The following is a 13,621-nucleotide window of genomic DNA, read 5'->3' on the forward strand; positions in this document are numbered from 1 at the left end:
GCATCGCCCGCGATCGAAGCCGTAGTTTCGGAAACTGCCCGGCACGCGGTCAGCCTTTGCCGACCGGGTGCTCGGCGGGCAAATTTCTCGAGATCGCCCGACAAACGAACTCGCCCGGCGCAATATCGACATGGGCACCTTTCCAGACGGTCGTGCAAAAGCGCCCTCGGCGGCATGCGGCTCGCCCAGTCCGTCGAGGGCCGGGGAACACTATGACATCATCCTGCGCTATGACCGGCCTTTCCCGCGAAGACGCCGGCGATCTTGGAAGCGATCCTCGTTGCCAGCACCAACCGGCGCGCATCCCGCTCGGCGACCTGGCCACGCGATCACTTACGCTGAAAGGCCCCGCCAATGATCCGCTCGAGAATGCCCGCCTGACCGGCTGGGTGTTCGTTGATATAACCGGGCGCGACATGGGCGGCTATGTCGAGGAGGCGCGCGAAGCCAATCGCCGCAGCCGTCGAAGTTGCCGCCGGTTATGCCGTGACCTTCTCTGGCCAGTACGAACAGCTTGCAGAAATGATGCCCGGCTCGCTATCGCGATCCCGGCCGCAGTCGCATGATCTTCCTGCTCCTGATGCTGCATTTTCGGGCGGCTCGACCGGATACTGATCATCATGGCAAGCCTGCCCTTCGGTCTGATCGGCGGCATATGGGCGGTCTGGATCGCAGGCTACCAACCTCTCATCGCCGTGGCCGTCGGGTTCATCGCTCTCGGCGGCATCAGCAGAAACCGCCGTGATCATGCTGCTCTATATCGACGGCGAAGTGCGCCGAGGCCCAGCCCCGGCACATGCCGACCTCTTTGCCGCCATCAGCCCGCGGCGCTGCCATGCGCGTCCGGCCGAAGCTGATGACCGTATTTACGCTGCTGGTAGGGCTCGCCCCGGTCTTCCTGACCGAAGGGCTGGGTTCAGACGTCATGCGCCGGATTGCCCTGCCGATGCTGGGCGGCATGGCCTCACCCTTATCCTCACCTGATCGTCATCCCGGCGATCTACTATATCGGACCGGGTTCCAGCTTTCCGCGCGCTGCCGGAGCCAGCACGGATGACGCCCACCTTGACCTAACTGAAACAAAAGGAGACCTGACATGAACACCCGGAACCTGATCACCGCGAGCCTCGCCGCACTCAGCCTCGCCGCCTGCGGCAACCCTCCAGGAAGCCCGCCCGGCCGAAACAATGGCAGCGGAGGCGCCGATGGAGATGGCGGCCGAGACCGCGCCGACGGAGATGGCCAGTTCTGACTTGTCCAGCGCCGGCGAGCGGATCGGCCGTGCGACGGGCACGATCAAATCCGTGGCGGGCCAATCGGACTTCCTGACCATCGATCACGGCCCCATTGACGGCGTTGGCATGGGCGCGATGACTCTTGGTTTCGATATCGCAGGTGATGTCGACCTCACTGGATTTTCCGAAGGCGACACCGTCGCGTTCCGAGGTCAAACAAGGCCGCGACGGAGCCTACCGTATCGTGTCGATCTGCAACACGGGGACCGAGGGCGCTGATTGCCTGGACACCAAAATCGCACGTCCGGGCAGCCTGAATGAGGGGATTGGACACGGGCGGATTTGACTTGTCCGCCACCAGTTTGATGAGCCCTCGGATATTTCGATCTGCGAGTGCCTGAGAGACATTCTCATGCGGAAGCAAGCTGGCTTCGACGTTGCGGTCCGCCGACCGCGCCGGCGCTTCGGTGAGTCCGGCGCCGATTTGGCGTTCCTTCATCTACCAACGGAATCTGGTCGAGTTGGTTCTAAGCAGCGTTTCACTTTGCGAGCGCAGCCATGAAGCCGGGGCGCGATCTGCAAATGCCAGAGTCATCGCCCAACTGGAGCTCTCTCGACCGTGCGATTCGTGAATCCAGGCCCGCGCTGCCAGACTGATAAAGGTGCTCGATCCTCAACCTCCAAGGAAACACGACATGAGACCCTAACTTGATCGCGCTCGCGTCGTGATCGCCACCGCGGCGCCGGTTATCTTTCTTACTTCGCCTGCAGCGTATGCGCAGGCTGCATCACCTGAAGGAACGTTCACGAAAGTATCGAAAGCGCTCTCCGGCGGTTGGTCTGTTGTGAAACGGGACGGCAAGTCTTTTATCGTGTTTGACGACACATTCCGCGCGGCAAACGGGCCAGACCTCAAAGTTTTTCTCTCGCCTCAGTCAATGTCCCAAGTAACCGGTAAGACGGCTGCCACGGGCGCCGTTAATGTAGGCGTACTGAAGAGAAAACCAAAGGTACGCAGGAGTACGAGATCCCGGTGGGGACTGACCTCTCGAAGTTCAAAAGCGTACTTGTCCATTGTGAGGAATTTGCGGTCTTGTGGGGCGGAAGCGACCTTTAAAGGCGACACCCGGAGCATCTGATCGTCCTTAGGCAGAACACAGAGACCTTCGCGCAAAAAAGCCGCCCGACGGCACGCACCGGGCGGCTCCATGCAGCCTGAGAGGAGACGAAGAACTCAGGCAGCTGTGGCTTTGCAATTCGATCGCTCGGCGCCGGATTCGTGCCCACCATCAGTCTCGAACAGTCCGGCGATCCGGTCCCAGGCATCAGCGGGCGGACTGGCTGCGCGCGAGATATGGCGAGTGGGTGGCACCTGCATCCAACCCGGCATCCATGCGCTGTCGAGCGAGGTCTCGCGGGCAACGAGCGCTTCTGCCAGCTGCGCCTTCTGCGCCTTGGCAGTGGCGCCCTCTGCCTCGCGCGCAGTCTCTGGCGAAACGGCGTCTGCGATAAAAGCGTTGATTACGCGCTTGTCGCGCAGCAGGTCAAAGAACGCCTCGTCAGGTTTCCAGAACTCTGCCGGGTCAGTGCTGCAAGTCTGCAGCACGGCCTCGACAGTGGGCCCGCCGGACTCAAGCGTCTCGGCCATCGCCAGCGCCATCACTTGCATCACTTCGGCATCAGACATCGCCAGCAACGCGGCGTAAGTCTCGCATAGATGATAAGCATCGCCGCTACGGCGCGGCACCGGCGCACTGAGCGCCTCGAACAGGGTCTCCACGCCCTCCCGCGCGGTGACAAGTTCGGCGACAGCAGACCCGCCTCGACGCTCGAAAGCGTCGCTTCCTTCACTGCGCCCGGCGAATGCAGGCGCACGTTCCAGAGTGATGAGCCGCACAGTGCATGCGCCGCCATCAAACGCATTGCGATGGCCGGATTTCTGATCAGGCTTGCCTGCGCGGCGGCGTGCCTGTGCAAGCCGATATAGTCCGCCATCGGACCCGACATTTCGGGCCGCGTTTCGGTTTTCGGCGCCGCTTCGCCACTGGCCGTGGCCGTCCTGGACTTGCGCGCCTCAGCCGCTTTGAGCCAACCTTCATGGAAGGTCACGGTCCCGTCATGGCGCTGCTCGATAATGATCTTGCCGCCCTGCTTCTTGGTCGTCTGGACGTATTCCCAGCACTGGAACCAGACGCCCCGTTCCAGAAGGACCACGCCAGTCCAGCCGCGCTGCCGGTAGCCTTCGGCTCGCTCGGTGATCGCGGCGTCCTGAGCCCCCCAGAACGCGGCGGCATCAGCAAAGACGGCCGCCTCACCGAACAGGTCCGCTGTCACCGCGCCGGTGTAACCGTCTAGGTCGAACAGCGCCTTGTCGGTGGTGATTGCACTCCCGCCGGTCACCCAGGCGCGGCAGGCCCGGCCCATCGGGGCGCGCTCGGTCTCGCTGTTCCAGAGCTTCAGCCAATCCGCCTGCTGGGCGGGCGTGGCCAGTGTCAGTGCCCGGACGGTTTCGCCGTCAATGTCTTCCTCCGCATAGAGCTTGCGGATCGGAGCGCTGAGCGCGGCCAGCGCCAGCACCCGGCGCACGTGCAGTTCGGTGACACCGAAGAAGCCCGCGATGTCCGCCACCGCTCTGGCTTCCTCATGCAGTTTCCGGAAGGCCGCGAACTGCTCCATTTCCGTGGCAGGCAGGCGGGCCACATTCTCGATGATCGAGGCTTCAATCGCAGAGGCCGCGTCCTCTTCCTGCATCACGGCGCAGGGCACCAGCGGATCGCTGCCGCTCTCCTTGGCGATCTGCTGGAGCGCAAGAACCGGCGCCGTCCGGCGACGACGCCATAGCCTTCACCTTCCCGCCGGACGAGCAGTGTCTGGCGGACACCCTTCTCACGGATGGACGGCAGGATGTCGGAGACATCCGGCGCCTTGCGGCCATGGCGCATGTTGAGTTTGGAAATGCTGAGCTTGCTGAGCTCGATATGGATCAGATCAGGTTGTGACATGGGGTAACTCCTCAGAATGGAAACAGGTGTGGGGGCGCAAGGGCAAGGCCCAGCCGCCACGGCGGCAGGTGCCAGTTGATCGGCACGAAAGGCGCGCCGAAGTAATCGAGCGAAGCATCCGCTGCGCTGGCGCCGAGATCGAAATCCCGGATCCTCACGTTCGGGCAGCGACCCTCAACCCAGATGGCCGTGACAAAGCCCTGCTCGATGTCGAGCGCCAGCGACGGGCGCGGGCCGAGCAAATGTTCGAAGATGTCCGGCATCACGCGCGCTCCAGAGTGTCGGCATGGCGGGCGAGCCGCGCGAGCGTTTCCCGGGCCACAGCGATGGCCTCCGGGAGCAGTTCGTTCGCGACCTTGTTGGGGTAGCTGTTATTCGTCCCCGGATAATTAGCCTCGATGCCCCATAGGCTCGCCGCATGCGGCGCGAGGTCTACGCCGTCGAGCGATACGCTGAGCACGATCCCGCAATAGAACCAGTCGCCCTTGCGCCAGCCTTCCATCACGGCTTCGGCCCTAGCCTGCGCCTCGGCGAACCGCTGCCGCAACCCATTGCCCGGTCCGATGAACCCCGGAGCGTTCGCATAGAGCGAGGGCCAGAAACCGTCCTGGCGCTGATCTGGTGCGTCCGGACAATCGTCAGGCACAACCTGCGCCAAGACGGTGAACGGCCCGGCTTCGCAGGTAATGACATCGCCGGGGCAGATAAAAGATGAGAAGCGGTCGGTGAACATCACTGCGCCCTCCCTCACCGCGACCAGAAGACGTGGACTTCGTCGAAGCCCGTCTGGAACACCATGATCTCGCCGTTCAGCGCCATGTCGCGGGCGAGTGCCTGCCAGTCGATATAGTAGCTGAGGCTCTCGGGAATCGCGGTGCCGAGTTCGGTGTGAAGCTCGTCGGCGAAGTCGGCGGCGCTGCGGTACTCGCCTGCATAGTCCTCGAACGCGGCACGTGCCTGTTCAAGGTCGCTGCCGTAGTGGCCATAGATGCGGGCAGCGAGTTCGCCATACTCGCCGATGAACTCGGCCAGCTCGCACACGGTCTCGAAAGAGGCGTATTCGGAAAGGTGCACACCTTCGAAGCCTTCATAATCGTGGATCGCCCATTCTTCGGCATCTGGCTCCGGGCTGGCGCGCAGCATCGCCGAAACGTCGCGCCAGATTTCGTCCGGCGTTGTGGCATCGATCCAACGCCCGTGCAGGCGTCCGTTGTTGTAAGCTGCAAGGCACGCCACGTAGATGCGTGGCCTATCCTGAAGGGTTGGCGCACCCGCAGTTCCAAGGGGTGCAACGGTCGTGGGTTGGTCAATCATGTCTGTCTCCTCTCGCCGCACCTGCGATGATCCTCCGCTGACGGGGGTGGGCGGCGAGAAGGCGCTTGGCCAGAGCGCACAAGGGCGCCGCGCAAGGGGAAGCTGTAGGTAGGACGCCTACGGATGGTTTAAGGTGATCAAGTCCCGCCCCCTTGCGCGACGACCGCGCTCTGGCAAACGCGCCGTCCGCCCACCGCCGGCTGTGGAGGAAATCCGTTGAGGCAGAGGAAGACCTGGGCAGGCCGAAGCCTCACGCTGGCGCCTGACAGGGTCTCGGGGGTCTGCCAGACAGCTCGCGCGTCGATCAGCCGCCCTGGCTGTCAACGCCTTCAGGCATATCGGACAGGTCGTCCGGTTCGTCCGCGCCCGCATTGAAGCGGACGGTTGTCACGCGCGCAGCGATTTCGTTGCAGAAGGTATCCAGAAGCATGCCCTTTCCGGCCGGCATGGCGATCACGTCTTGCCGGGCACCTTGAAGCTCAGCAGCGATCCTGTCGCAGAGCGCGACCACGCGGCGCAGAACCGCCGGTGCAGACAGGCCCGCCGCTTCTGCAAGACGCTGCCAATGGCGCCTGAATATGTACCTGCCCCGCCTCTGACCACCTACCGATTGTGCGTGGTTCTCGGTGATGTTGGCCCAGGCAAGGCCCGACATCAGATCATAGAGCGGCGCGAGTTCGACGCGGCCCGCTTGCAGCAGGACCGAGTAATTCTTCGCATGAGAGTCGACGTTACCGATGGCGATATTGAAGATGACAGCGTCGAGAAACCGGTTTGTGTCCCGGGCGGTCATGTGTTCGCGGATGAGGGCAAACATCTCGGCAAGTGACGGCCCCGGGATGCCGGTTTGGTTGTGTTCGTACTTGGCGCCGGGCGGACGGCCGAGGGCCTGGCAGAAGTCTTCCTGATGGATCCGGCGCACCGCGTCTTCATTCCGTACACGGTCGTATCGTGTGACGAGCAGATAGCTTCGATCGCCGGCAGTCCCGGTGGTAGCCTCAGCGACATTTAACCCGCAGCGGCGTGCGAGCTGCATGCAAAGCGCTTCGTTCTGGACGCTACCGGGGAGATTTGCATTGTCCGGCTTCAGGATATGGGTCGAGGCAGCTCCATTAACCGGGATCGCGAAGGCGTCGTTTTCGAACACGACGGGAAGTTTTTCCTGCGCGCCGGCAAGGCTCATGGCCACGCCTGCGTCGCCGACGAGGAAGGGCTTTGCGGGCAATTCGTTCAGGATACGCTCAAGCGCGGCTTCGTCCCGGATCGGCTCGTTCCGGGCGAGGCCGTCCGGCGCGCGGATCGACAGCGCTCCGGCAAGATCTCCCCCCGAGGCGGTGATGAGGGCCAGGACATCTTCGGCAGACGCCCCGAGTGCACGGGTTAGGGCGCGAAGAGGCGCGCCTTCAGGCAGGAGGTTCATGAGCCAGGGCAGAATGACGTCCGGTCCCCACTCCCGGGCTGAAAGCGGCATCGACAGGGACAGGGGAAAGTGAGCCGGGCTTTTCAGCCAGGCTGCGTCATAGACGAAGGCCGTTTCGCCCAGACGGGTCTCTATGGCCCCGGCAATGACGCCGTCTGCATACACATCTGGCATCAGGCGTCACGCGCGCCGGTGAGGCCTGACACGTCTTCCAGCCGCACGCCTGCAGCGCGCGCCGCCGCGAGCGCCTTGCCAAGCTGCGCCGTGGGCTTGCCCGCCTCAAGCTCAACAATGAACCTCTCGCCAACATTGACCGCGAGCGCAAGCTCGCGCTGCGTGATGCCAAGCGCCTTGCGGGCTGTCGCCACCAGCTGTCCGAACTCTTTGGCCGTTGTTATCATGCATCACCTTCCCGATCGGGAAGATATTGACAGGGAAGCGTTACCACAAGCCTAATTCTTCCCGATCGGTAAGAAATAGACTGATCCTCGGCCGAAACGAACCAATACTTCCCGATCGGTAAGATATGAGCGAAACAGGCCTTGCGTGGAGCCCACCTGGTGCAAACGGCGTTCGCGCGCCAGATGGCCCACTAGCGCTGCGCCCTCGACGCCCGGACGTATCCTTTAATTGCGATGAGCCGCTATTAAAGGATAAACCTGTCCACAGAAGGTCGGTCGCCTGTCGGCCCTAAGCGGCGCGCCCGCGACAGCATGCTGAACATGCGCCGTTCGGTTTGCATCTTGGCCTGACGGGCTCCCATGGCCCCGACGCTGCGGCACCGGCCTCTAAGGACTCGCGCGCCTTGCCCGAATCTTTCCATGACGGATGTGTCATGGCGCTACACATTCGCGATTTCCGTCAAAGCGACGCGGCAGGGCTCTCCCGGCTGAGCGAGACCGGGCACCTGCTCGGCGCCTTGCCCGCACGTGACGCTGGAGTGCATACCCTCGCCGGCCTCCGCGACGACCAACTCGCAGGCGCGATCTGGCTGAGCCTGGATGGCGAAACAGGCATGATCCCGGCCATTCTCGTGGTCCATACTTCCAGTTGGCAATCGGACGTGCGCGAACTCATTGCAGAAGCAAGCCTCTGGCATGCTTCACGCGGCGCAGCCCGCATCGCGCTCCCCATCATCCCGCAGGACAAGGATCTGCTTTCCGGACTGCTCGATATGCAGTTCAAGGCCGACGACCGCGCAGGGATTATGCAGCGGACAATGCAGGTTCGCAGCGCCGCCTGAACCCGGCTTCCGATCAAGCGCCCGCGACCCCTCTGGCCGCAATCGCTCAGATACCTTCAATCTCAACGACACCTGCGGACAGTGGGAAGTGCGCGGCGCGCGCGTCCGCCGGCGAGTCCCAGCCGCAGGGCCTCAAGACGAACAACCGGATCCTCAGTGAGCCTCGCCGGGCAGGCGGTCAGGCCGGACAGACCCGCGCGCCTGCGCGGGCGGACCGCGGAGAAGCTGGGACTTTTTCAGGCCAGAATACGCTGCGGGCCAACGTTCGCACCAAGAAGTTCCATCAAATATCCGCCGTCCTTCAAAGCCTCAGCCTTCCGAACCAGATACTTGAGCGTATCCTTCATCGAGCCCCGATCATCATTCCATTGCTCCGCGACCTTTTCCCTGCCGTAGATCGTCTCTGCGATCTCGCGCCGGTTCATGCCGCAGGCGATGCCATCGAGCGCGACGAGACCGTCACGCAGGATCTGGGTCGTCTTGGTCCAGAGGGGTTGGGAGAGATCAGGCCCGTCGCCATAGATTTCGAGGGCCGCCTTCTGGACCTTGAGCTTGCGCTCGTAGGCTGTGATGTCGGAGATTGTCAGTTTCATGCGCACAGGCTCGATCCCGATGAGCGACATACCTGTGCACCTGACCTGCACCACGCAGCCTTTGCCGCGCGTGAGCAGAAACTCCCTGCCTTGCGGATCAGTGATGTGGGTCATCTTGCAGAACGGCATGCTACGCTCCCAGATATCGCATGTCTGATCCGGCCCACGAGGGCTGCAATGGATTTCGACCTGGTCCGGGAACGCAGCACGGTTCCAGACGACATCCGCGTCAAAGCCATTCCTGTTCGGATCCGGCATGAGGACCAGCCCCCAGCGCTCAGCGAGTGTCTGAATCTTACGCGCCTTCAGTATACGGATGGGCGCGCAGGGCGCCATGCGCTCTGAGATGTCATCCTTGCCGCGCACGGACGCGTCCCGTCGGAACTCGTCATTGCGCCGCAGATATTCCCAGGCCCATCGATCCATGGAGAGCCGGGAGAGATAGTCGTACCCGGCAAGCATGCCGGGGGATTCAAGTGTGAAGGTCTTCATCGGCATTGCCTCCTCGGTGCAAGCCCAGCAAGAGTCGTTCCACTTAAACGATTTATGATTTCGCAACCCTAAGTGTTAATAGACTGCGCTGATTTGGTAACACCTGATCCGTCAACGCGCGGATAGCCGGAACCGCATTTACCAGGACGGCCATTTTGCACCCGTGTTCCGGGCATCGCGCCAGCCTGCACAAAATGGCCCGCGCTCCAACTCCCCTGAAGCGACCAATTCCGGAACAATTGCGACGAGAGATGAAGCCAGGCTTTGAGACCGATGACGGACATGACCGACACAGAAAGCACGGAGGGCCGGCTGAGCGCGATGCTGCGAACAGCCTTCTGCCCTGTGGTGCGCACTGCGCTCGAAGCGGAGACAACTATCGAAGTCATGGTCAATCCTGACGGGTCTGTCTGGATCGAAGAGGCCGGACGCGGACTGAACCCGACCGGCAATACGATCACCGCCGGCGACCGCGAACGGGTGATCCGGCTTGTCGCGTCCAGCCTTGCCGCGGGGACATCCTCAACCGCTTCAATTGTCTCAGCCGAGCTTCCGGGGACAGGCGAGCGCTTTGAAGGCGTCCTGCCGCCAGTGTCCGCGGCGCCGTGCTATTCGATCCGGAAACTCGCCCGCACGCCGTTTTCGCTGGCGGACTATGTCCGGCAAGGCGCGCTGTCCCCGGCGCTGGCGGGCGCGCTCAAGGCGCTTGTCGCAGAGCGCGCCAATATCGTCATCGCGGGCGGCACCTCCTCGGGCAAGACCAGCTTTGCCAATGCGCTGCTCGCCGAAGGTGGCTTCTGCGGCGAACGGATCGTCATCCTCGAGGATACGCGCGAGCTCACCTGCCTCGCCGCAAATCTCGTCGCCCTTCGAACCCAAGATGCGCGCGTGACGCTGCGCGACCTCGTGCGCTCGACGCTTCGCCTGCGTCCAGACCGGATCATTGTCGGCGAAGTCCGGGGGCCAGAAGCGCTTGACCTTCTCAAGGCCTGGAACACGGGCCATCCGGGCGGCCTCACAACACTGCATGCCAATTCCGCCCTCGGCGCGCTCAGCCGACTCGAACAGCTCGTCAGTGAAGCGACCGCCCGCGCGCCGTTTGAGCTGATTGCAGAAGCCGTCGACGTCATCGTGTTCATGAGCCGCGCCGGCGGCCAGCGCCGCGTCGAAGACGCGGTCCGCGTCCTTGAATTCACCGGTGAGGGCTACCGCACCGAGCCTGTGCTTTGCCGCTCCCTATCCCTCGTCAGCCAAGGAGATGCCTCATGACGAATTCCCGTTTACCACTCCTGACCCGTAGGGGCATCCAGGCCCTCAGCCTCGCGCTTGCGCTTGGGCTTGCCCTGCCGGCGCACGCTGCAGGAACCGGCATGCCCTGGGAAGGACCGCTCACGCAGATCCTTTCCTCGATCGAAGGGCCGGTCGCCCGTATCGTGGCGGTGATCATCATCACGCTCACCGGCCTCACGCTCGCCTTCGGCGAAACCTCCGGCGGCTTCCGCAAGCTCATCCAGATCGTCTTCGGCCTGTCTATCGCGTTTGCGGCGACGAGCTTCTTCCTGACCTTCTTCTCGTTTGGCGGCGGGGCGCTGATCTGATGATCGAGGGGTTCGAGGTTCCTTTGCACCGGTCCCTGACTGAGCCGGTCCTGATGGCCGGCGCGCCGCGGGGTCTCGCGATCTCGATCGGCACGCTCGCGGCGGCTGTGGGGCTTGGCCTGCAACTCTGGATCCCCGGCCTTCTCATCTGGCTTCTCGGGCATTCAGCGGCCGTCTTCCTCGCCCGCAGGGACCCGGACTTCACGGCGACGCTGATGCGCGCGCTCCGGCACAAGGAACATCTCTCATGCTGAACCTGCGCGAATACGCTGCTGCCCCGCGCCTGCTCGCCGACTACCTGCCCTGGGCGGCACTGGTGGCGCCAGGCGTTGTCCTCAACAAGGACGGCGCGTTCCAGACGACATTCCGCTATCGCGGCCCTGACCTCGAAAGCTCGACCGAGTCCGAACTGGTTGCTGTCACCGCGCGCCTCAACAATGCGATCCGCCGGTTCGGATCCGGCTGGGCGCTCTTCTTCGAAGCCGTGCGCGAGGAAGCTGGTGATTATCCGTCCTCGGACTTCTCCGACCCCGTCTCCTGGCTGATCGACGAGGAGCGCGCGGTAGCGGCCGAAGAAGCCGGATCAAGGTTCGAGAGCGCTTATTATCTCACCCTGCTCTGGCTGCCGCCGCCGGACACTAATGCCCGCGCAGAGAAGGCGCTGATCGAGCGGCCGGAGCGCCCCGATGGCGCAGGCTGGCGCGAACGCCTCCTTGTCTTCCAGCAGCAAGCCGAGCGCACCTTTGATCTCCTGTCGACGGCGCTGTCAGAAATCGCTCCGCTCTCGGACGAGGAGACACTGACTTATCTGCATGCCTGCATTTCGAGCCGGCGCCACAAGCTGGCCGCCCCGGAGATCCCTGTCTTCCTCGATGCGATCCTGGCAGACGAGCCTTTCACCGGCGGGCTCGAACCGATGATCGGAGACGCGCATCTGCGGGTTCTGACCATCCTCGGCTTTCCGGGATCGACCGTGCCGGGGCTCCTCGATGAGCTGAACAGGCAGGGCTTTGCCTATCGCTGGGCGACGCGGTTCATCGCCATGGACAAGGCGGAAGCCGAGAAAGTCCTCGGTCGGAAACGCCGGCACTGGTTTTCCAAACGCAAGTCGGTCGCCGCCGTCCTGCGCGAGACGATGTTCAACGAGCCCTCTGCGCTGCTCGATAGCGACGCAGACAACAAGGCGCTCGATGCGGACGCCGCGCTCCAGGAACTTGGCTCTGATCTCGTGGCCTATGGCTACGTGACCACGACCATCACGGTCGCCGATACCGATCCCCTTGTGGCGGATGAACGTGCCCGGCAGGCCGAGCGCATCATCAATGGCAAGGGGTTCACGGTGATCCGGGAATCCCTCAATGCGGTCGATGCCTGGCTCGGGAGCCTGCCCGGACATGTCTATGCCAATATCCGCCAGCCCATCCTCAACACGCTGAACCTCGCCCATATGGTGCCGCTCTCGGCGGTCTGGGCGGGTGAGCGCAAAAACCGGCATCTTGGCGCCCCGGCCCTCATCGAGGCGCGCACCGACGGCACAACCCCTTTCAGGCTGAACCTTCACGCCGGCGATGTCGGCCACACGCTGATCCTCGGGCCAACGGGCGCGGGCAAGTCGGTGCTGCTTTCGATGCTTGCGCTGCAATGGCAGCGCTATCCCGGCGCGCAGGTCTTCCTCTTTGACAAGGGACGCTCTGCCCGGGCGGCCGTCCTCGGCATGGGCGGCGTGCATCTCGATCTCGGCGGTGCCCGGCGCCCCCGGCTCCAGCCGCTGAAGGACATCGACCAACCAGCAGAGGCGAGTTTTGCAGCGGACTGGCTGGCAGGCCTGATTGCTGGCGAGGGCGTCAGCCTGACGCCCGAACTCAAGGCGCGTCTCTGGCAGGGCCTCACCTCGCTCGCATCAGCGCCGAAATCTGAACGTACACTGACGGGTCTTATCTTTCTGCTGCGGGACGACACGCTCAGGACCGCGCTGCATCCCTTCACGCTGGCGGGGCCCCATGGCCACCTGCTCGACGGGGACGAGGAAGACCTCTCCCTCGCCTCCGTCACCTGCTTCGAAATGGAAGAGCTGATGCAGCAGGGCGCGGCGGCGACAGCCGTGCTCACCTATCTCTTCCACCGGCTCGAGGCGCGCTTTGACGGGCGCCCTACGCTGCTGATGCTGGATGAGGCCTGGCTGTTCCTGGATGCGCCGGTCTTTGCGGCACGCCTGCGAGACTGGCTCAAGACCCTGCGCAAGAAGAACGTGGCGGTCGTGTTTGCAACGCAGTCGCTTTCCGACATCAGCGCAAGCGCGATCGCCCCGGCCATCCTGGAAAGCTGCCTGACCCGGATATTCCTGGCGAATGAACGCGCGCAGGAGCCGGCGCTGCGAGAGACCTATGAACGGTTCGGGCTGAACACGCGCCAGATTGAGATCATCGCGCGGGCCACGCCGAAGCGGGATTACTACTTCCAGTCCCCGAAAGGCTCCCGCCAGTTTGACCTGAGCCTTGGCCCGGTCGCGCTCGCTTTCGCGGCCGCCGGCACGCCGGAAGACCAGGCCACGCTCGACCGTGTCATGGCGGAAACCGAGGGCGAAGGCTTTGCCCAGACCTGGCTCCATGAAAAGGGCCTCGCCTGGGCGGCGGACCTGCTCGCCCGCTGGCCGGGCTATTCCTCCGCCGAGCACGCCCCAAGCCCAACCTTCCGTCCACAGATCCTCGCTGCCGAATGAGCCGC

General features: G+C 63.6%; 14 protein-coding genes and 2 pseudogenes. 9 read left to right on the top strand and 7 right to left on the bottom strand.

The window, feature by feature from the left end; genetic code table 11:
* The 4 genes and pseudogenes from IPK75_19050 to IPK75_19065 all read left to right on the top strand — a co-directional run bounded on the left by IPK75_19050 (nt 1) and on the right by IPK75_19065 (nt 2,352).
* A pseudogene (locus tag IPK75_19050) lies at nt 1-1,100 on the top strand (efflux RND transporter permease subunit).
* A complete protein-coding gene (locus tag IPK75_19055) occupies nt 1,097-1,252 on the top strand; it encodes a hypothetical protein (GenBank protein ID MBK8200451.1) in 156 nt (51 codons plus the stop codon). The pseudogene IPK75_19050 and the gene IPK75_19055 overlap by 4 nt, the downstream one beginning before the upstream one ends.
* The gene (locus IPK75_19060; GenBank protein ID MBK8200452.1) at nt 1,212-1,514 is read left to right on the top strand and encodes a copper-binding protein; all 303 of its coding nucleotides are present in this window, start codon (nt 1,212-1,214) and stop codon (nt 1,512-1,514) included. The genes IPK75_19055 and IPK75_19060 overlap by 41 nt, the downstream gene beginning before the upstream one ends.
* Before the next feature lie 748 nt (nt 1,515-2,262).
* The gene (locus IPK75_19065) at nt 2,263-2,352 is read left to right on the top strand and encodes a hypothetical protein (protein ID MBK8200453.1); all 90 of its coding nucleotides are present in this window, start codon (nt 2,263-2,265) and stop codon (nt 2,350-2,352) included.
* Nucleotides 2,353-2,469: 117 nt separating this feature from the next.
* Here IPK75_19065 and IPK75_19070 read toward each other — a convergent pair.
* The 6 genes and pseudogenes from IPK75_19070 to IPK75_19095 form a co-directional block, all read right to left on the bottom strand.
* Nucleotides 2,470-4,237 (bottom strand): annotated as a pseudogene (locus tag IPK75_19070) (ParB/RepB/Spo0J family partition protein).
* Between the two features lie 11 nt (nt 4,238-4,248).
* Nucleotides 4,249-4,500 carry a hypothetical protein gene (locus IPK75_19075; GenBank protein MBK8200454.1) on the bottom strand — a complete coding sequence of 84 codons (252 nt, stop codon included), beginning with the start codon at nt 4,498-4,500 and terminating at the stop codon, nt 4,249-4,251.
* Nucleotides 4,500-4,973: a hypothetical protein gene (locus IPK75_19080; GenBank protein ID MBK8200455.1), complete on the bottom strand. Its 474-nt coding sequence runs from the start codon at nt 4,971-4,973 to the stop codon at nt 4,500-4,502. The genes IPK75_19075 and IPK75_19080 overlap by 1 nt, the downstream gene beginning before the upstream one ends.
* A gap of 11 nt (nt 4,974-4,984) precedes the next feature.
* Nucleotides 4,985-5,551 carry an antirestriction protein ArdA gene (locus IPK75_19085; GenBank protein MBK8200456.1) on the bottom strand — a complete coding sequence of 189 codons (567 nt, stop codon included), beginning with the start codon at nt 5,549-5,551 and terminating at the stop codon, nt 4,985-4,987.
* Between the two features lie 304 nt (nt 5,552-5,855).
* A complete protein-coding gene (locus tag IPK75_19090; protein MBK8200457.1) occupies nt 5,856-7,145 on the bottom strand; it encodes a type II toxin-antitoxin system HipA family toxin in 1,290 nt (429 codons plus the stop codon).
* A complete protein-coding gene (locus IPK75_19095) occupies nt 7,145-7,372 on the bottom strand; it encodes a helix-turn-helix transcriptional regulator (GenBank protein MBK8200458.1) in 228 nt (75 codons plus the stop codon). The genes IPK75_19090 and IPK75_19095 overlap by 1 nt, the downstream gene beginning before the upstream one ends.
* 434 nt (nt 7,373-7,806) lie before the next feature.
* Between IPK75_19095 and IPK75_19100 the strand changes: the two genes are divergently transcribed.
* Nucleotides 7,807-8,214: a hypothetical protein gene (locus IPK75_19100; protein MBK8200459.1), complete on the top strand. Its 408-nt coding sequence runs from the start codon at nt 7,807-7,809 to the stop codon at nt 8,212-8,214.
* 236 nt (nt 8,215-8,450) lie between these two features.
* On the opposite strand, the gene IPK75_19105 is transcribed toward IPK75_19100, so the two are convergent.
* Complete coding sequence (locus tag IPK75_19105; GenBank protein ID MBK8200460.1) at nt 8,451-9,299, bottom strand: DUF2285 domain-containing protein; 849 nt, start codon at nt 9,297-9,299, stop codon at nt 8,451-8,453.
* A gap of 282 nt (nt 9,300-9,581) precedes the next feature.
* Between IPK75_19105 and trbB the strand changes: the two genes are divergently transcribed.
* From trbB to IPK75_19125, 4 genes are read left to right on the top strand one after another with little or no spacing between them, the layout of a single operon-like run.
* The gene (gene trbB, locus IPK75_19110; protein ID MBK8200461.1) at nt 9,582-10,568 is read left to right on the top strand and encodes a P-type conjugative transfer ATPase TrbB; all 987 of its coding nucleotides are present in this window, start codon (nt 9,582-9,584) and stop codon (nt 10,566-10,568) included.
* The gene (locus IPK75_19115; GenBank protein MBK8200462.1) at nt 10,565-10,897 is read left to right on the top strand and encodes a TrbC/VIRB2 family protein; all 333 of its coding nucleotides are present in this window, start codon (nt 10,565-10,567) and stop codon (nt 10,895-10,897) included. Before trbB ends, IPK75_19115 begins: the two co-directional genes overlap by 4 nt.
* Entirely contained in the window at nt 10,897-11,151 is a 255-nt protein-coding gene (locus tag IPK75_19120; protein MBK8200463.1) for a VirB3 family type IV secretion system protein, read from the top strand. The genes IPK75_19115 and IPK75_19120 overlap by 1 nt, the downstream gene beginning before the upstream one ends.
* Nucleotides 11,145-13,616, top strand: coding sequence for a conjugal transfer protein TrbE (locus tag IPK75_19125; GenBank protein ID MBK8200464.1), 2,472 nt, complete (start codon nt 11,145-11,147; stop codon nt 13,614-13,616). Before IPK75_19120 ends, IPK75_19125 begins: the two co-directional genes overlap by 7 nt.
* Nucleotides 13,617-13,621 lie beyond the last annotated feature (5 nt).

The organism is Acidobacteriota bacterium (assembly GCA_016712445.1).
Classification (GTDB): Bacteria; Pseudomonadota; Alphaproteobacteria; order Caulobacterales; family Hyphomonadaceae; genus Hyphomonas.